The 17,326-nt window shown below is 70.5% G+C and carries 14 protein-coding genes and 2 pseudogenes; 5 read left to right on the top strand and 11 right to left on the bottom strand.

Going from position 1 to position 17,326, the window contains the following annotated elements; genetic code table 11:
- The first annotated feature begins 45 nt into the window (after nucleotides 1-45).
- Both U5640_RS15730 and U5640_RS15725 read left to right on the top strand, forming a co-directional pair.
- Nucleotides 46-1,086: a 4-hydroxy-3-methylbut-2-enyl diphosphate reductase gene (locus U5640_RS15730; protein WP_340376421.1), complete on the top strand. Its 1,041-nt coding sequence runs from the start codon at nucleotides 46-48 to the stop codon at nucleotides 1,084-1,086.
- Nucleotides 1,087-1,114: 28 nt separating this feature from the next.
- Nucleotides 1,115-1,873, top strand: a complete 759-nt coding sequence (locus U5640_RS15725; RefSeq protein ID WP_340376420.1) for an ROK family protein — start codon at nucleotides 1,115-1,117, stop codon at nucleotides 1,871-1,873.
- A 77-nt stretch (nucleotides 1,874-1,950) separates the two neighbouring features.
- Here the strand turns inward: U5640_RS15725 and U5640_RS15720 are convergent, their stop codons facing one another.
- Nucleotides 1,951-2,346 carry a DUF6542 domain-containing protein gene (locus tag U5640_RS15720; protein ID WP_340385136.1) on the bottom strand — a complete coding sequence of 132 codons (396 nt, stop codon included), beginning with the start codon at nucleotides 2,344-2,346 and terminating at the stop codon, nucleotides 1,951-1,953.
- 1,800 nt (nucleotides 2,347-4,146) lie between these two features.
- On the opposite strand from U5640_RS15720, the gene ychF reads away from it, so the two are divergent.
- Nucleotides 4,147-5,235, top strand: a complete 1,089-nt coding sequence (ychF, locus tag U5640_RS15715; protein ID WP_340376419.1) for a redox-regulated ATPase YchF — start codon at nucleotides 4,147-4,149, stop codon at nucleotides 5,233-5,235.
- Between the two features lie 299 nt (nucleotides 5,236-5,534).
- Nucleotides 5,535-6,152 (top strand): SUMF1/EgtB/PvdO family nonheme iron enzyme, encoded by a 618-nt coding sequence (locus tag U5640_RS15710; RefSeq protein WP_340376418.1) that lies wholly within the window; start codon nucleotides 5,535-5,537, stop codon nucleotides 6,150-6,152.
- A gap of 305 nt (nucleotides 6,153-6,457) precedes the next feature.
- Here U5640_RS15710 and U5640_RS15705 read toward each other — a convergent pair whose 3' ends face one another.
- From U5640_RS15705 to U5640_RS15695, 3 genes are read right to left on the bottom strand one after another with little or no spacing between them, the layout of a single operon-like run.
- Entirely contained in the window at nucleotides 6,458-7,984 is a 1,527-nt protein-coding gene (locus U5640_RS15705) for a long-chain fatty acid--CoA ligase (protein WP_340376417.1), read from the bottom strand.
- Between the two features lie 35 nt (nucleotides 7,985-8,019).
- Nucleotides 8,020-8,592 carry a flavin reductase family protein gene (locus U5640_RS15700; RefSeq protein WP_340376416.1) on the bottom strand — a complete coding sequence of 191 codons (573 nt, stop codon included), beginning with the start codon at nucleotides 8,590-8,592 and terminating at the stop codon, nucleotides 8,020-8,022.
- On the bottom strand, nucleotides 8,589-9,830 hold the full coding sequence (locus U5640_RS15695; protein WP_340376415.1) for an acyl-CoA dehydrogenase family protein: 1,242 nt from the start codon (nucleotides 9,828-9,830) through the stop codon (nucleotides 8,589-8,591). Before U5640_RS15695 ends, U5640_RS15700 begins: the two co-directional genes overlap by 4 nt.
- 227 nt (nucleotides 9,831-10,057) lie before the next feature.
- Here U5640_RS15695 and U5640_RS15690 point away from each other — a divergent pair, with 227 nt between their 5' ends.
- Entirely contained in the window at nucleotides 10,058-10,960 is a 903-nt protein-coding gene (locus U5640_RS15690) for a LysR family transcriptional regulator (protein WP_340376414.1), read from the top strand.
- A gap of 18 nt (nucleotides 10,961-10,978) precedes the next feature.
- Here the strand turns inward: U5640_RS15690 and U5640_RS15685 are convergent.
- The 7 genes and pseudogenes from U5640_RS15685 to U5640_RS15655 all read right to left on the bottom strand — a co-directional run.
- Nucleotides 10,979-11,647, bottom strand: a pseudogene (locus U5640_RS15685) (iron-containing alcohol dehydrogenase); the annotation flags it as partial.
- 87 nt (nucleotides 11,648-11,734) lie between these two features.
- Nucleotides 11,735-12,331 (bottom strand): annotated as a pseudogene (locus tag U5640_RS15680) (FAD-dependent monooxygenase); the annotation flags it as partial.
- A gap of 5 nt (nucleotides 12,332-12,336) precedes the next feature.
- Nucleotides 12,337-13,434 carry an alpha/beta hydrolase gene (locus tag U5640_RS15675; RefSeq protein WP_340376413.1) on the bottom strand — a complete coding sequence of 366 codons (1,098 nt, stop codon included), beginning with the start codon at nucleotides 13,432-13,434 and terminating at the stop codon, nucleotides 12,337-12,339.
- 128 nt (nucleotides 13,435-13,562) lie between these two features.
- Nucleotides 13,563-15,356, bottom strand: coding sequence for an ATP-binding protein (locus U5640_RS15670; protein WP_340376412.1), 1,794 nt, complete (start codon nucleotides 15,354-15,356; stop codon nucleotides 13,563-13,565).
- 119 nt (nucleotides 15,357-15,475) lie between these two features.
- On the bottom strand, nucleotides 15,476-16,207 hold the full coding sequence (locus tag U5640_RS15665) for a HEAT repeat domain-containing protein (protein WP_340376411.1): 732 nt from the start codon (nucleotides 16,205-16,207) through the stop codon (nucleotides 15,476-15,478).
- The gene (locus U5640_RS15660) at nucleotides 16,204-16,458 is read right to left on the bottom strand and encodes a hypothetical protein (protein WP_340376410.1); all 255 of its coding nucleotides are present in this window, start codon (nucleotides 16,456-16,458) and stop codon (nucleotides 16,204-16,206) included. The genes U5640_RS15665 and U5640_RS15660 overlap by 4 nt, the downstream gene beginning before the upstream one ends.
- Nucleotides 16,459-16,798: 340 nt before the next feature.
- On the bottom strand, nucleotides 16,799-17,308 hold the full coding sequence (locus U5640_RS15655) for a tetratricopeptide repeat protein (RefSeq protein ID WP_340376409.1): 510 nt from the start codon (nucleotides 17,306-17,308) through the stop codon (nucleotides 16,799-16,801).
- Nucleotides 17,309-17,326 lie beyond the last annotated feature (18 nt).

Below are 17,326 nucleotides of genomic sequence, written 5' to 3'. Positions count from 1 at the left end.
GCGGCCTTACGAGACGGTACGGCGGGCGGCCTTACGATGGGACACATGACTGCTTCGCCAGCCCGCCGCCGTGTCCTGCTCGCCGCTCCCCGGGGCTACTGCGCGGGTGTGGACCGCGCCGTGATCGCCGTCGAGAAGGCCCTGGAGCAGTACGGCGCCCCGGTCTACGTCCGGCACGAGATCGTCCACAACAAGTACGTCGTGCAGACCCTGGAGAAGAAGGGCGCGATCTTCGTCGAGCGGACCGAGGAGGTCCCGCCGGGCAACATCGTGATGTTCTCGGCGCACGGGGTCGCCCCCGTCGTCCACGAGGAGGCGGCGCGGGGGAGGCTCGCCACGATCGACGCGACCTGCCCGCTGGTCACCAAGGTGCACAAGGAAGCCGTCCGCTTCGCCGAGGACGACTACGACATCCTGCTGATCGGCCACGAGGGGCACGAGGAGGTCATCGGCACCTCCGGCGAGGCCCCCGACCACATCCAGCTCGTCGACGGCCCGGGCGATGTCGCCAAGGTGGAGGTCCGCGACCCCTCCAAGGTCGTCTGGCTGTCCCAGACCACCCTCTCGGTCGACGAGACGATGGAGACGGTCGACGCCCTCAAGGAGAAGTTCCCGCAGCTCATCTCCCCGCCGAGCGACGACATCTGCTACGCCACGCAGAACCGTCAGCTCGCCGTGAAGCAGATGGGCGCCGAGGCCGAACTGGTCATCGTCGTCGGCTCGCGCAACTCCTCCAACTCCAAGCGGCTCGTCGAGGTCGCCAAGCTGGCCGGTGCGCGCGCCTCGTACCTGGTGGACTTCGCGAGCGAGATCGACGAGGCGTGGCTGGAGGGCGTGAGCACGGTCGGTGTCACCTCCGGCGCCTCCGTCCCCGAGGTCCTCGTTGAGGAGGTCCTCGCCTTCCTCGCCGAGCGTGACTACGCCGACGTCGAGCTGGTCAAGGCGGCCGACGAGCACATCACCTTCTCGCTCCCCAAGGAGCTGCGGCGCGACCTCCGCGAGGAGGCGGCGGCGCTGGTGGCGGCGCGTGGCGGCAGCGGCGCCGCGGACTCCCCGGCCGCCCCGGGGGCCGTCTCGGGCGAGTGACGTCAGTCGTCCGTCGTAACGTAGGGCCATGCAGATCTTCGGCGTGGACATCGGCGGATCAGGGATCAAGGGCGCCCCTGTGGACCTGGACAGGGGCGACCTCGCTCAGGAGCGCCTCAAAGTGCTCACCCCGCAACCGGCGACGCCCGATGCGGTGGCCGACGGTGTCAAGGAAGTCGTCGAGCACTTCGGCTGGACCGGACCGGTCGGCCTCACCTTCCCCGGTGTGGTCACCGGCGGCTCCCACATCCGTACGGCTGCCAACGTCGACAAGGCCTGGATCGACACCGACGCGCGCGCGTTGTTCAGCGAACGGCTGGGCGGCCTGCCGGTGACCGTCGTCAACGACGCGGACGCGGCGGGTGTCGCCGAGATGGCCTTCGGCGCCGGCCGCGGCCGCGAGGGCACGGTCATCCTGCTGACCTTCGGCACGGGCATCGGCAGCGCCGTCTTCACGGACGGCCTCCTCGTCGCCAACACCGAACTCGGCCACCTCGAACTGAACGGCCACGACGCGGAGAAGCGGGCCTCCAGCAAGGCGAAGGACGACCACGAGCTGACCTGGGAACACTGGGCCCGCCGGGTCACCAAGTACCTCGCCCACGTCGAGATGCTGTTCTCCCCGGAGCTCTTCATCATCGGCGGCGGAGTCAGCCGCAAGCCGGAGAAGTTCCTGCACTACATCGAGGGCATCAAGGCGGAGATCGTCCCGGCGCAGCTGCAGAACAACGCGGGGATCGTGGGCGCGGCGATGAGGGCGACGGCGGGGGGCGGCCGGGCGGGCTGAACCTCGCGTTCCTGTCCGGGTCCGGGTCCGGGTCCGGGTCCGGTCCTGGTCCCGTTCCGGTCGGGTCCGGGTTCGGATCAAGAAGCCCGGCGTGAGGGGCGTGGGCCTCGCGCTGTGTGGGCGGTCCGGCGGCGAGCCGTGGCCCGGCGCACGCCCCGTACCAGGACGGTCGCGGCCGTGAGGAACGTTCCGGCGTAGAGCCAGCCGGCCTGCGTGGCCAGCGCCGTGACCAGCCCCATCAGCCGAGCCCCCAGTCTGTCCGCGCCCCCGGCGACGGGCAGCAGCCCCACGGCGAAGGCGATGGGCACGACGACGGGCGCCGACAGCAGATCCCCCGGCCGTACCCACAGCGCGACCAGCAGACACACCGGCAGGAACAACACGCCGTACACGGTCAGCGAGCCGCCGAACAGCAACGCGTCCACACCCCCCAGCGCGAGCATCACCAGCCCACCGAACAGCCCACTCCCCAGCCCGGTGAACCGGGGGTTCGCCTCGTTGCGGGTTGGCCGGCTGGTCGGGGAGGGGCGGCGTTCGTTGGGAGTGGGACGGCTGGTGGGGGAGGGGCGGCGTTCGTTGGGAGTGGGACGGCTGGTGGGGGAGGGGCGGCCGATGGGGGAAGGGCGACCCTTGGGGGTAGCGCGGTCAGTGGGGGAGGGGCGGCGCGTGGGTGAGGGGCGCAGATTGGGTGAAGGGCGCTTGTTGGGTGAGGAGCGCTTGTTGGGTGAGCGGCCCTCGTTGGGCGATGAGCGCTCATTGGGCAAGGAGCGCTTGTTGGGCAAAGGGCTGCCGCTGGGGTAGGGGCCGCGGCTGGGGGAGGGGCGTCGGTCCGGGGAGGCGCGCCTGCCGGGTGAGGATCCGTCAGCCCGGGAGGGCCGGTCGCCACGAAAACGCGCGGCACCTGGGAAGGGGCGACCGGTGGGACGGGGCCCGCCGCCCGGCGAGGTGCGGTCACCGGCGGAGGGCCGCCGACCGTAGGCAGCGCGGGGAACCGGGGACCGGCGGGCACCCTCGGAGGACGCAGGGCCGGCGGGCGGGCGCGGGCCTGTCGGGGTGCGGGGATCTACGGATGGTGCAGTCCCGTCGGACAGGCGTAGGCCTGTCGGGAGACGGGGGCCTACGGATGGCCGTAGCCCCGGCTGCGGCTGCGGCTGCGGCTGCGGCTGTGGGCCTCGGGCCGACGGGGCACTGGCGGTCGGTGTGGCACCTGGGGTGGGCACGGGGTTTTCGGCCGGCGCGCGGCCTGGAGTGGATCCGGGGCTTTCGATCGGCCCGGGACCTGCGGACAGCCTGGGACCTTCGGACGACCCACGACTTCCGGTCGAGTCGCGGCTACCGCTCACCCTGGGACCTGCGCTCGCCCTGGGACCTGTGCTCGCCCTGGGACCTGCGCTCACCCTGGGACCTGCGCTCGCCCCGGGACCTGGGGGCGCCTCGGGACTTTCGGATGGCCCAGAACCTCCGGATGGTTGACCCCCTCCGGACGGACGAGGGGCGGCCGACGGGCCAAGAACGCCGGACGGACCAAGAACGCCGGACGGACCGGAGACCGGAGACGGTCGTCGACCGGTGAAGGGGTCCGAGGCCGGTGCGGGCCCCCGGCTGCCCTCGGCCCGCTGAGCCACGACCGGGGCCGGACCGGTGGCCCCCGACGGGCGCCGTGGCCTAGGCCTGGCGGGCAGCTTCATGGGCCGGGGCGGCTCCGCCGGGCGAGGCGGCACCGAGGGGCGGCCGGCTTCGGAGTCGGCCGGGGCCGACCCGCGCCCCCTTCCGCACGCGAAATCCGCTACCGAACCTCCTGCCCCCGCCCTGCTCCCTGCCCCTGTCCCCGACCCCGTTGCCGGACTCCCCGCGTGATCCGCAACCGAACCCCCCGGCCCCCTCCCCGCACCACCGGTGGCCGATTCCGCGCCGTTCTCTCCGCGTGGGCGCAGCTCAAGGCGTGCCTCCGTCGCGGTCCTCACCCCCGGCGGGGTTTCCCGGGCCGTCTGGGGCGGCAGAGCCGGCGGCGGTGGCGAAGGCGGCTCGCGGCGCGTCGGGCTCTGCGGGGGGCGCGTCCTGTATTGCTCCACTGCACCAACTTAGGTCGGTTTATGTGCCGAATCGGGTGTCGGACACGCCGAGGGGCGGACGCTGGCCACGCGTTCGACTGGGCCGCAGGCCCCGTGCTCGGCACGCCGTAAACTGGTGGATCGGTCGGCCTCTGGCCCGCCCGCCCCGGCCCTCTCCACGGGAACCGGCCCCCTGGCCCTCTGACTACGGGAAGTCGCAACGTGTCGCTCACGATCGGAATCGTCGGTCTGCCGAATGTCGGCAAGTCGACCCTGTTCAACGCCCTGACCAAGAACGACGTGCTGGCGGCCAACTACCCGTTCGCCACGATCGAGCCGAACGTCGGCGTGGTCGGCGTCCCCGACGCCCGCCTCACCAAGCTGGCCGAGATCTTCTCCTCCCAGCGGACCCTCCCGGCGACGGTCGACTTCGTCGACATCGCCGGCATCGTGCGCGGCGCCTCCGAAGGCGAGGGCCTCGGCAACAAGTTCCTCGCGAACATCCGTGAGTCCGACGCGATCTGCCAGGTCATCCGTGCCTTCAAGGACGAGAACGTCGTGCACGTCGACGGCAAGGTCTCGCCCAAGGACGACATCGAGACGATCAACACCGAGCTGATCCTGGCGGACCTCCAGACGATCGAGAAGGTCCTGCCGCGCCTCCAGAAGGAGTCGCGCATCAAGAAGGACGTGGCCCCCAAGGTCAAGGCCGTCGAGGAGGCCAAGGAGATCCTGGAGAGGGGCGACACGCTGTTCTCCCAGGGCATCGTCCAGGGCGGCGAGCGCGCCGAGCTCCTGCACGACCTGCACCTGCTCACCACCAAGCCGTTCCTCTACGTCTTCAACGTCGACGAGGACGAGCTGACCGACGACGGCTTCAAGGACGAGCAGCGCGCCCTGGTCGCCCCGGCCGAGGCGATCTTCCTCAACGCCAAGCTGGAGGCGGACCTCGCCGAGCTTGACGAGGCGGACGCCATGGAGCTGCTGGAGTCGGTCGGCGCCGAGGAGCCCGGCCTCGCGACCCTCGCCCGCGTCGGCTTCGACACCCTCGGTCTGCAGACCTACCTCACGGCCGGTCCGAAGGAGTCCCGCGCCTGGACCATCAAGAAGGGCGCGACGGCCCCTGAGGCGGCCGGTGTCATCCACACCGACTTCCAGAAGGGCTTCATCAAGGCCGAGGTCATCTCCTTCGCCGACCTGGTGGAGACCGGCTCGGTCACCGAGGCCCGCGCCAAGGGCAAGGCCCGCATGGAGGGCAAGGACTACGTCATGCAGGACGGCGACGTCGTGGAGTTCCGCTTCAACGTGTGACGGGCTACATAGCACGGCGTCTGTGATCTCGCAAATGCCCAGGTCAGAGGGGGTCGGCCCTTTCGGGGACCGGCCCTCTCCGTACTACCGTGTGTTGCTCGGCTGGGGCATGGCTGCGGCGGCTACGGTCTACACGGGAACGCTGGCGACGATCGACGTAGCCGATGACGAGGCCACGTCCAGCAAGAGGCGCCCGACCCACAGCGTCCCCGACGTGATGCCCGAAGAGAACCAGGGCCTCGCCCAACAGGCGGCGCCCCAGCGTCAGGAGCGCAAGCCCCCGAACGGGAACGCAGCAGATGGCGCTTGTTGACGCGGGCGTGTACTTGTCGGGAGCCGGGAACACCCCTGTCTGGCTCCCATCCTTCTACATCGACCTCTACCCGGTGACGAACTCGGACTATGAGCGCTTCGTCGCCGCGACAGGGCACGCGACTCCACAGCACTGGCCGAAGGGCAGGTGCCCCGAAAGCATCCTCGATCACCCGGTCGTGTTCGTCACATGGCATGACGCTGCCGCATACGCGTCATGGGCCGGCAAGGAACTGCCGAGCTCGCAGCAGTGGGAGAAGGCGGCACGAGGCCCCAGGGGAGAGACCTACCCCTGGGGTAGCCAACAGACCCCAGCGAAATGCAACACACGTGAGAGCGGCATTGGCTCAACTACCCCCGTGACGAGATATCACAGCGGAGTCAGCTCCTACGGGGTCTATGACATGTGCGGCAATGCGTGGGAGTGGACTTCGACGCTCTCAGAACCGAGCCGATATGAACTCAAAGCAGGGGCATGGACGAGCCCCTTCTCGCGGGTGACCCCTGCCGCCTTCAACGACGCCTCGTCGGAGATGCTTGACGACGACACCGGATTTCGCTGTGCCGTCTCAGCGGAGGCGTTACATCAACTGCTGGGTGATTGAGTGTTGTCGCATCTCAGGCTGCTGGCGTGAGCACTACCAGAAGAGGGCCTGCTGCCTTGTCCCAGCCGCGCCCGGCTTCGACTGCGGCCCTGCCGACACTGGTTATGCCGTCTCGAATGGGGGCGAGGAACGTCTCGCAAAAGTGGGCCTGCGCGTCGGGGTTCATGCCGCTCGCAGAGACGGCCGACCCGACCCCCTCGCTCAGCACCGCAGCCGCCTCACGGATCGACAGCCCTCCCGGGACCGACGGCAGCCGGGCTGTCGCCCAGGGGTTCCAGGTGCCGTAGTCGTTCCCTGGCCTGGCGTCATGCCTCGGCGCCGTGGTCTGACAGGGAGCCGTACTGGCCGCGCAGGCGGGCCTTGAGGACCTTGCCGGTGGCGTTGCGGGGCAGGCTGTCGACGAGGACGACCGACTTGGGGAGCTTGTACTTGGCGAGTCGGCCGGACAGGGAGTCCATGATGTCGTCGGGCGACACGTCGGAGCCCGCGCGGGGCACGACCAGCGCTCTGCCGACCTCGCCCCATCGTTCGTCGGGTACGCCGATCACCGCGCATTCGGCGACCGCGGGATGCTGGTGGAGGAGTTGCTCGACCTCGGCCGGATAGACGTTCTCTCCGCCGGAGATGTACATGTCCTTGATTCGGTCGACGATCGTGACGTACCCCTCCTCGTCGACGGTGGCCGCGTCTCCGGAGCGGAACCAACTTCCTTCGACGAAGGCGTCCTCGGTCGCTTCGGGCCACTGCCAGTAGCCCTTCATCACGTTGGGGCCCTCGATGATCACCTCGCCGACCTCGCCCGGTGCGACATCGGTGAGGTCGGGCCGCACCACGCGTACGTCGGTGAAGAAGCAGGGCGTGCCGGCCGAGCCGGCCTTGCGGATGCTGTCCCGTGCGCGCAGGCCCAGTGCGGCGGGGGCGGTCTCGGTCAGGCCGTACGCCTGGAGGAAGGTCAGGCCACGGTCCTGGTACGTGTGGATGAGGGCCTTGGGTACGGGGGCCGCCGCGCACATCAGGATCCGGATCGACGACAGGTCGGCCGTCGCCCACCGCGACGACCGGGCCATGGCCTGGTACATCGCGGGCACGCCGAACATCCTCGTCACCCGGTGCTCGGCGATGACGTCGAGCACCCGGTCCGGGTCGAAACCGTGCATCAGCACCGACGTCCCTCCCTTGAGGAAGCCCGGCAGGAAGACGGTGTTGAGGGCGGCGGTGTGGAACATCGGTGCCACCACCAGAGCGACGTCGTCGGAGGCGATGTCCCCGTCCAGCAGCATGTTGAAGCAGTTCCAGGCGATGTTGGCGTGGGACAGCATGACGCCCTTGGGACGGCCGCTGGTGCCGGAGGTGTACTGGATCATGCACACCTCGTCGCGGCCAACCGTCTCGTCCAGGGGGGCGTCGGGTGTGTTCGCCAGCAGCTCCTCGTACGCGCTCCCCACCTCGACGTAGTGCTTCACCTCCACGTCGTCCCGCAACGCGTCTACGACAGCGGTGAGTTCGGCGGCGTACAGCAGTATCGCCGCCCCCGCGTCCCTCAGGATGAAAGCCAACTCGGGTGCCGCGAGGCGGGTGTTGAGCGGTACGAAGACGGCACCCAGCGCGTTCGCGGCGAACAGGGTCTCCGCCAGGGCCGGGTGGTTCGCGCCCAGGTAGGCCACCCGGTCGCCGTGGCCGACCCCCAGGGCACGCAGGGCGTGAGCGAGCCGCGTCACGCGCGCGGCCAGCTCTGCGTAGGACAGGGATCCACCGTCGTGCACGACGGCGGTGGCCTCCGGTGCCATGCGGGCGCGCCGCGCGGGCCACGAGCCAAGCCCTTGATCGCGCATGGTGCGTCTTTCCTCTCTCGGATCCCTCAGATCCCTCAGAGCCAGTCGGGCCATGTGTAGTCGGCCGAGTCGTCGTGGTCCCGGCGGGGCGGCAGCGGGGCGAGCCGCCCCTGGGAGAAGACCAGCGGTGCGGCGCCGGTCTTCTCCACCCCGAGTTCCCGTACGCGGCCGAGGACGAAGTAGTGGTCGCCGAGGGTCCACACGTCGGCGATGTCGCAGTCGATCCAGGCGGCGACGCCCGCCAGGACGGGACTGCCCGAGGGCGCGCCGCGCCACGGGTGGCGGTCGAAGACGTCGGGTGCCTTGGCGCTGACATCCCGGCACAGGCTCTCCTGGCCGGCGGCCAGCACGTTCACGCAGAAGGAGCCGCCGGCCATGATCCTCGGCCAGGTCGTGGAGGAGCGGCCGGGGAAGAACGCGACGAGCGGGGGATCGAGGGACACCGAGGTGAACGAGCCGATGACCATGCCGACCGGGGTGCCGTCGGGTTCCTTCGCGGTGACCACCGTGACACCCGTCGGGTAGTGGCCGAGCACGTGCCGGAACCGGCCGGGGTCGTCCGCCGGGCCGCCGCCGGGCGTCGTCGAGGCGGACGTCGACCGGTTCACGCCGGGTTCTCCACGCCGAGCAGAGAGCGGGCGTATCCCGTGGCAAACCAGCTGTGCTGGGCGTTGACGTGCGTCTTGTACGTGGCGACGTCGCGCAGGTACCGCTGCATGCGCTGGCCGTTCGCCAGCGCGCTGGAGCCACTGGCCGAGGCCAGCATCCCGACGGCCTGGCAGGCGAGTTGGCCGGACTGCCGGGCCGTGACGGAGAGGGCCTGGTCGTCCAGTTCGGAGAAGGGCTCGCCCCCTGCCAGGCCCCGGGCCGCGTAGGCGGTGTAGTCGTCGGCGACCGACAGGATGATCCGCTGCGCGCTGTCCGCCAGGGCCGTGGCCAGGCCGAGGTTGCGCTGGTGTTCCGGATCGTGGCTGCGCGGCTTGAAGGGCGGCAGCGGGCTGTTCTTGGTGGTGATGATCCGCTGGTACTCGTCGACCGCGGCCCAGGCGGTGCCCGCCACGATCGAACACAGCTGGATGTTGAAGAACGTCATCAGCCGGCCCGCGTACATGGGGTTGCCGTGCAGTTCCACACCCGGCCCGTCGGTGGCGTCGTTCGCCGCGGCGTGGGTCCTGGACACGTACTCGTACGGTACGAGGACGTCCTCGGCCACGACGCTGTTGGAGCCGCTGCCGCGGAAGCCCAGGATCTCGCCCCAGTTGTCGAGCATCCGCCAGCCGGAGGGCACGAGCACCAGGCCGGGCGTGGGAGTGCCGCCCTCCTCGTCGATGATGAGCACGCCTCCCAGGAAGTGCGTGGAGATGTTGACTCCGGAGGAGTAGTCCCAGCGGCCGTTGACCCGGTACCCGTCGGGGGTCCTCGTCGCGGTGGCGCTCGGGGCCATCGGCAGCGGGGCCCGGAAGTCGCCGTCGGGCCCGAACACCTCGCGCTGGGTGCTCTCGGGGAAGCGGCCGGCCACCACCAGGCTGTGGGAGGCGGCCAGACACAGGTTCCAGCCGCTGGAGGGGCAGCCGCGGGCCACCTCGGTGACCATCCGGGAGTAGGTCCGCAGGTCGAACTCGTAGCCGCCGAAGCGGCGTGGCTGGAGGGACCGGTAGAACCCCGCCTCCAGGAACGCCTTGTGCGTGTCCTCGGAGATACCGGTCCGCTGTTCGGTCTCGTCCTGATGATCACGTAGCCAGGCCCTCATGCCGGCGGCCCGGCGCACCAGTTCCTCCGGTGTCAGGTCCGGCTCCGGCTGCGGAATCTCGATGATTTTCTCGGCTGCCTCGGTTGTCTCGGACAATTCGCACCCCATCCGCTGTTGTTCTGGGTCGGCCTGAAGGGAGTGTTGGCGGCGCGGCGAAGGACCGTCCAATGCCGGTAGCTGTGGGCTTGATGAGTGCCGTGCATCACAGCAGGTCGGAGGGGGTGACGGGAATGCCGCACATTTCTGCCTGGTGACGTGCGGGGAAGCGCGCTGTAACCTGGCGCGGACCACGACGCCGTGGACCTCGCCTTTCTGGAGGGCTGATGGAACTCCGGAGCCTGCGCCATTTCTCGGCGCTCGCCGAGACCTTGAATTACCGGGTCGCCGCCGAGCGTCTGCACCTCACCCAGCCCGCGCTGACGCGCTCGATCGCCGCCCTCGAGCGTGAGCTGGGCGTCCAGCTGTTCGACCGCGACAAACGGCATGTGGCGCTCACCGCCGACGGCGCGGAACTGCTCGAACGGGCGGGCGAGGTGCTGGCCGACGCCGAGCGGCTCTCCGCCACCGCGGGCGCCATCCGGGCCAGGCGACGGGACGAGGTGCGGGTCGCGTGCTACGGCGTGGCTCTGGCCGAACTCACTCATCCGGTCATCGAGGCGTTCTGCGAGCGGTATCCCAGTGTCACGATCCGGGTACACGAAGCGGACTTCCACCAGGGTCTCGCCCCGCTGCTGGCCGGCGAGTACGACGTGGCGCTGTTGCCCCTGAACGTCGACATGCCGGGTCTGACACGCGTACCGATCTTCACCGAGCCCCTTACCGTCGGGCTGTGGAAGGGGCATCCGCTGGCCTCGGCCGCCGCGGTGGACGTGACCGAGGTCTTCGATCAGCCCTGGGTCACCCCCGAGCCGGGCCTCGACTTCTGGGTGGGCGGACGAAACGGGGACGACGACGCCCCGACGGTCGGCTCCCACGCCCGCTCGGCCCTGGACGTGTCCTTGAAGATCGCCTACCAGCACATGGTGGGACTGATGCCGCTGTCGGCCACCCGGATGTTCCCGCACCCGGGAGTGGAGAACGTCGCTCCGAAGGAGCCCCTCGGCCTGGTGGCCGCAGTCGCCTTTCCGGAGGCCGGTCACTCGCCCGCCGCCCCGGCCTTCGCCGAGCTCGCACGCCGGGTGGCCCGACGTGCGAGCGGCGTTCCGTACGCCGAGATCTCCCGGTAGGAGGGGGCAGCCGCCGTACGGCGGCTCGCCCGCCCAGGCCGCGTGCAGGACGTAGCGCAGCTCGTCGGCGGAGGCCGGGCGGGGATTCGCGTACGGCGCCCCGAGAGCGACATCGACCGCACGGTCCATGTCCGCGGCGGTCAGGCCCAGGTCGGCGAGCGATCGCGGGATGCCCAGCCGCTCGCCCAGCTCGTGCAACTCCCGTACCGGATCGGGGACATCGAGGGCCCGGCGCAGCGCCGCCAGTGCCTCGGGAACCGCCGGCGCGTTGAACGCCGTGCGTCTCGGCGTGCGGCAGGTCGAAGGCGCCGCCGAGCACATGGCAGAGCTTGTGGTGCAGCCCCATGGTGGTCGCGCCGAGACAGGCACCGCACAGCCACACGACGCTGCGCGGCAACACCTTCGGGTCGCGCCCGGTGCGTTTTGACCGCGCCCTCGGTCAGGCCCCAGACGGGTGTCATCTCCGATCCGGCGTACGTCGTCGGGACGGCGACGATCGGCAGGCCGGTCCTGAGCGCGACGGCCTTGGCCAGGAACCGCCGCCGACCGCCACGCAGCCGTCGGCCCGGGCTTCGCGAGCCGCTTCGACGGCCAGGTCGGCGACCTCCACCGGGACGTGCGTCACCGCTCCCGCGTGCAGCCCGGCGCAGGCGTCCCGAGAGACGCGGTGACGGCACGGGCCGTGTCGTGGGCGCCGAGGGGTGGGCGAAGCTTTCCAGCACCGCCGTCGTCGTCTCGGTCTCCGCGGTCTTCACGGTCTTCGCGGTGAGGTCGCCCGTTGGACGGTGGGTGCCGGTGGCAGGCGTCGCCCGCGCAGAACACCCGGCCGCTGGAGTACGTCTCGGCGTACACCTCGTTGACCGTCCACGCGGAGGACGACTTGATGGTCACCGGGATCTCTCGTCCCCGATCAGCTTGCGGACGACGGACACATACTCGGTGTCGAAGCGCAGTTGGCTTCCGCGTGCTATGGCCGCGTCCACGAGCACCGGTTCCATGAGGTGCTGCGGCATGTCGCACAGGCGGGTGGGGCCGGCCAGCTCGTGCGCGGCCTGCACGAGCGGTTCGTTTGCCCCAGGACCTCAGCCGGCCGAGCTCCTCGCCCGCGAGGGCGGTGCAGAAGGCGGTGTTGCCCATCAGATGCTGCGGGGTGGCCTGGGCGATCACATCCTCTTCGACACCCAGGTCACGCAGCACTTCCATGGTGCGCTGGTTGGTGCTGTGCGCCCGGGGCGTGTCCGCGAGGCGTGAGTAGCGGGTGACCATGACATTCGGCACGCCATAGGTGCTCAGCGCCAGGGCGGCGCTCGCTCCCGCGGGCCCGCTGCCCACGATGAGCACCTCGGTCTCGACAGTCGGCACGGTTGCCACGGTTGTCACCGGGACGTTTCCTCCGCATCCGCCAGTCGCTTGTTCAGCCAGGTCATCAGTGCCTCGGCCACGTCGTCGGCGTTCTTCTCGCCCATGGGCAGGTGACCGTTGCCCGTGAGCCCCAGGTCCGCCAGGCGCAGCAACTCGGCGTCGGCACCGGCCTGGGCGAGGTAGTCGGCGACACCGTGCTGGAACGGCGCGAACGGCGAGGTGTCGGCCGCGACCACGGCGATCGGGAAGCCCTGGAGCCCTGGCAGGGACCGCACGGGGCCGGCCTGTTCGTCCTGGACGAGGCAGTCCTGCAGCCCGTCGGCCCCGGCCTCGCGCAGCCGGAGACGCAGTTCCTCCGGGGTCCGCGCCGGCGGCTCGTAAGTGATCGGGGCCGCGGTGAGTCCCCACTCCAGCTTTCCGAGGCCGGGCAGTTCGATGAACGGCGGCCCGATCGGCTCGATGGTGACAATGGCCTTCACCAGCCCGGGCCGGGCATCGGCGACCAGCCAGCCGAACGGCGCCCCCATGGAGTGGGTGATCAGCACGGCCGGTCCGATACGGTCCAGCAACTCGGCCCCGCAGCGCCGCATCTGCTCCTCGTTCTCGGCGAAGGTGGGCAGGGTCGGGCCCTGGCTCGCCATCAACTGGTCCAGCGCGGAGTCGTCGCCGACCTCGCCGCTGCCGGGCCACTGGCTGCCAGGTCGTGCCGCCCCGTCGCAGAACAGCCAACGGATGAACTCGTACGTCGGCGCAGCGCCCTCGATGGGCCCGAGGACATCGGGGTGGTACGGGGAGCGCCCGTGCCCCGGACGGTCGACCACGTATACGGCGAAACCGGCCTGGACGAACCGGGTGGCCCAGCCGGGGCGGCCGTCAGGCGTCGACAGGTAGTCCGTGCCCTGGCCGCCGCCCCCGTGGACCATCACCACGGGCAGCGGATGCCGGAGATCGGCCGGGATCTGGTACTGGACGTACATCGCGGCCTCGGCGGCGGTCCCGGCCTCGGTCGGCTTGCGCCCGACGCCGACCCAGAACGCGCCTTGCTCGCTGATCGTCAACGGCGAGGCGGCACGGGCCGGCTCGGCGGTTCCGGGTGGTGGGGAGATGGTCATCGGCGAACCTCCGTCACGGCGTCTGCGCCCATGCCCAGCACTATTGGTGACCGGCTCCGGGGCGGTCCAATGCCGGTTGGGGACGCCGTGATGCACGGCGCTCATCAGCGTCCCCGAGGGCGGCTGCTTCACCGGGAAGGTGCGCGTGGCGGCGAGGGTGACCAGGGCGTCGGTGTAGGGCGCGGCCTCCAGATGCTCGACGACCGGCAGTTCGTGCTGCGGGTCGCGGTCGAAGAGGCCGGTCGGGTGGAAGCTGTCGGTGCCGACCCCATCGCCAGCATGCCGTCCTGGGGAGCGATCAGGGAGAATCTGCGCAGCTCCGTCACGGCGCCGTACACGGCGGAACCGGTCGGCATGTCCAGTGCCGCGAGGTGCAGCGGGATGAAGTCCGGGGCGAGCAGGGCGCAGCGGGCCAGCAGTTCGGCGGCGAGCTGCTGTTCGGACCCTTCGGGCGAGCGCAGTGCGAGGGATAGCACCCGTCCCACGCTGAGGGTCACTGCCGCCGTCAGCGTTACTCCCGCGAGGTAGTCGAAGGGGACGAAACCGGGGTTGTCGAGCAGGCGGGCCCGGCACTCCGAGAGCTCCGCCAGATAGACGTCCACCGGGCATTCGGTTGCGGCGATGTAACCGGTGGCCTGGGCGATCCCGAGCGGTATGCGTTCCACCGCGTCGACCAGCGCGGACACTTCGGGCTCGGGCACGCGGGGTAGCCGTTCCGCTGCCCAGCGGGTGGCCTCCTCCGTGGCCATCTGGCCCACGACCAGCCCACCTTCCGCCGTGGCCCAGGCCGAGTCACGGGTGGTGACCAGCACGTGGGCGCCCTCGACGGGCAGGAGTCTTTGGAGCTGTTCGCGGTTCGCGACGTTGTCGTAGACCAGCAGGAGCTTGGTGCCCAGGCGCCCGAGACGACGGCCGACACGCTCGATGATCTCCGCCTCGGTGGCCGGCTCGGCCTCCTGCTGTTCCTCGGTCACCAACTGCCGGTACGCGGCAAGCACGTCCTCCCGTGTGTCAGACGGGATCCACCAGGCGAATTCGTACGCCTCCCGGTTCCGGTGGGCGTACAGGCGGGCGACGCTCGACTTGCCGATGCCGCCGAGCCCGGCCACCACAACCTGGGCGGTCCCGGTGCCGGGTTCCTCGTCGAACAGCTTTCTCAGCGTGTCCAATTCCTCGGTCCGCCCGCGGAGACCGGTGGCTGAGGGGACGCCCCGGAACAGGGCGCGGCGGGGCCCCGGGGAAACGTCCGCCCCGTGCCCGGACGTGGTGCGGTGGCTGCGCAGGAGCCCCGGGAGCTCGTCCAGCCGGACCGTACGCCGGTCGATCCGCCGCTCCCCGGACCACTGGAACATCTTCACGAACAACGCGTCGACGATGGCGTCGATCTCGGCTGACGCCACGGCGGTGGGAGAGAGCCGCAGCAGTTCGAGTCTGGCTTCATTGAGGATCTGTTCCCACGGGCCGGTACGGGTGTGGATCTCTAGCCTGCGCATCAGCGCATGGTCCTCAGTGGTGAGTGCGATCGAGGTTCCCAAGCCTTCACACCCGGCCAGCCACTGCTCGGGATCGGCAAGGGCGCGGGCGCGTTCCGCCGCGTCTCGCACGGCCTGCCCCGACGCCTGCACCGGTCCGTCGGAGAGGAACCGCAGCACCGCCGTACTGTTGGGGTCGGCCTCGCCCCAGCGGCGGGCGAGCCGCACCAGCTCCGGGCCCGACCAGGTGCGTGGTTCCACCCGGGTCTTCGCCTGGGCGAGCAGCAGCGGTCGTCCCCGCGCGTCCCTCACCTCGAAGTCGATGGCCTCGTCGGCGCCCTCCACCCGGAAGGTCTCCGCCTCCGGATACTGGTCCGGGGTGCGGATCAGCTGGAGGATGGCGCACGCCGTCTGGAACCCCATGCCCCGTGCCGTGTCGACTCCACCCATCTGGTGTATCCCCCTTGGCCTCGGCTCGCCCTCCAGCATGCAGGACGCCACTGACAGTCCCCTGTCGTGAGCCATCAAGCGCGAGTCAACGTCTCTCGGGACTCGCGGTGCGGCATCGGCTATCGCTCCAGGAATAGGTCGGTACGGTCGATCCAGGCGAGGGCGACGAAGATGTCGTCGCCGGTGGGGGATTCTGAGGCTTCCAGCAAGGACCAGGTGCGGGATTCTTCGACCAGCTGCTCCCACGGCGTGGTCCAGTCGAGTTCCCAGTCCAGCCCGGTGCCGGAGACGCCATACGTGCGGCCGGCGTCCACCCGCCAGAACTGGGAGCAGAGGATCACCTGGGCGTGGTCGGCCAGGTCGTTGATGACCTCGGCGAAGCGGGCCGAGGGCCAGCCGGGAGAATCATCCACGGCTGTGGCGCGCAGGCGTGCGGTGAGCGGCGGGACGACAGGGGTGCGGGCGCCGAGTTCGGTCAGGGCCCAGCGGATGCCTCCCGGCTCGCTCCAGTCCGGTGGCGTCGCCCGTTCCAGGCAGGCGCGGTAGGCGCGGCGCACGGGTTCGACCGCGCCGTCGATCTTCAGGCTCGCCAGGGCCACCGCCGCCCATTCCCGGACGGTGGGATTGTCGCTGCCCAGGAGGGCGATCAGAGCGGGGCCGCAGCGTGGGTCCGCCACCTCTTCGAAGACCTCGATGGCGGTCAGCTGCCCGAAGCCGCCGAGGGCGGGCAGACCGTTGATGAGGGCGGGGATGGCGTCGGAGCCGATGCCGATCAGTTCCGCGCGGGCGTCGTACGACGGCCCGGTCGAGTCGTCGAGCTGCTGGATGAGTCTCTCGATGTGGTCGGTCATGGGCGGTCCCGGCGCCAGAAGCTGGGGAGCCACCAGCAGAGCGCCGAGCGGTCGTCGGGCCACGGGGCGCGGTTGTCGGCCGTCCGGTCCTCGAAGGAGTCGCGTGTCAGGTCGATGGGTAGCCAGGCGGGGGCGAGCGGCTCGTCGTCGGTCGGCGGGCGGACGTACCGGCGGCCGTGCTCGTCGCAGGCGCCGAAGGCCGGGCAGTTGCGTTGGGCCTCGATCAGCAGGGACAGGTAGCGGTCGCTCACCTGCGCAGTCTCACTGCAGCTCCGGCTGGTGCGCCATGGATTTCTCGGCCTCCGCATGCCCGGCCGGTCCGCAGTCAGTCCGCAGGGTCCGCAAGCGGCCGTCGGCTTTTCGGCGGGGTGAGCATCTCGAGATTCAGCTGATCTCGAAAGGCACAGGGCGCTTCGGGGGTGTCCCGGACGATGCCGGCCTCCGCGTACTGCGGAGCTTGATCTTGCGGTCCCGGTGCGCGGACTCGAGTCCAAGATGGCCATGAACATGCTGGCTATGCACGACAAATCGCGGAACCTCCACCAGGCGATCAGGCCGGGGAGTCCGGGAGCCCGTGTATGTCCGGCCGGCTCACTGCTCGGGAACCGGGTCGGTCAGCTCGGCCGCGTATCGGGCCAGTGATCGGCTGTAGGACGGCAGATGGCCGGCGAGCGCGCCGAGTGCGAGTGCCGCGGCCTCCCGTTCGCGGCCGAGGTCGACGAACGTCAGGGCGAGGAACGCGGTGACCGCGTCGTCGAGGTGGTCCGAGGTCCGCCCGCGCTCCGCGACCAACAGTTCGGCGCTGCTCTCCGGCCGGCCGAGGGCGCGCAGCGTACTCGCCAGCTGGATGACCGCCTCCCGTCGGCGCGCGCCGTCCAGACCGGCGTCCAGAGCCTCCCGGTACAGGGAGACGGCGCGCTCGCCCAGGTCGGTCGCGTCGTGGGCGGAGGCGAGCTCGAACGCCGCGACGGGGTGGCCCTCCGGCAGTTCGTCGGTCAGCGCCTTGATCCTCGCGCGGAATTCCGCCGCGCCGCAGTCGTCGAAGGCGGCCCACAGGGCGGCACACCGCTGTTCCCACTCCGCCGTGATCTGCATGGTCATCGTCCCAGCTTCGCAGAC

The organism is Streptomyces sp. SS7, from assembly GCF_037993025.1.
Classification (GTDB): domain Bacteria; phylum Actinomycetota; class Actinomycetes; order Streptomycetales; family Streptomycetaceae; genus Streptomyces.
Note: the sequence above shows the minus strand (reverse complement) of the source record. Positions and strands in the feature narration are given on the sequence as shown.

What these genes read in the sequence shown, in the direction of transcription:
- U5640_RS15730 (WP_340376421.1), top strand. Translation starts at nt 46, where the DNA reads ATGACTGCTTCGCCAGCCCGCCGCCGTGTCCTGCTCGCCGCTCCCCGG.
- U5640_RS15725 (WP_340376420.1), top strand. Translation starts at nt 1,115, where the DNA reads ATGCAGATCTTCGGCGTGGACATCGGCGGATCAGGGATCAAGGGCGCC.
- U5640_RS15710 (WP_340376418.1), top strand. Translation starts at nt 5,535, where the DNA reads ATGGCGCTTGTTGACGCGGGCGTGTACTTGTCGGGAGCCGGGAACACC.
- U5640_RS15705 (WP_340376417.1), bottom strand. Translation starts at nt 7,984, where the DNA reads ATGCGCGATCAAGGGCTTGGCTCGTGGCCCGCGCGGCGCGCCCGCATG.
- U5640_RS15690 (WP_340376414.1), top strand. Translation starts at nt 10,058, where the DNA reads ATGGAACTCCGGAGCCTGCGCCATTTCTCGGCGCTCGCCGAGACCTTG.
- U5640_RS15675 (WP_340376413.1), bottom strand. Translation starts at nt 13,434, where the DNA reads ATGACCATCTCCCCACCACCCGGAACCGCCGAGCCGGCCCGTGCCGCC.
- U5640_RS15670 (WP_340376412.1), bottom strand. Translation starts at nt 15,356, where the DNA reads ATGGGTGGAGTCGACACGGCACGGGGCATGGGGTTCCAGACGGCGTGC.
- U5640_RS15665 (WP_340376411.1), bottom strand. Translation starts at nt 16,207, where the DNA reads ATGACCGACCACATCGAGAGACTCATCCAGCAGCTCGACGACTCGACC.
- U5640_RS15655 (WP_340376409.1), bottom strand. Translation starts at nt 17,308, where the DNA reads ATGACCATGCAGATCACGGCGGAGTGGGAACAGCGGTGTGCCGCCCTG.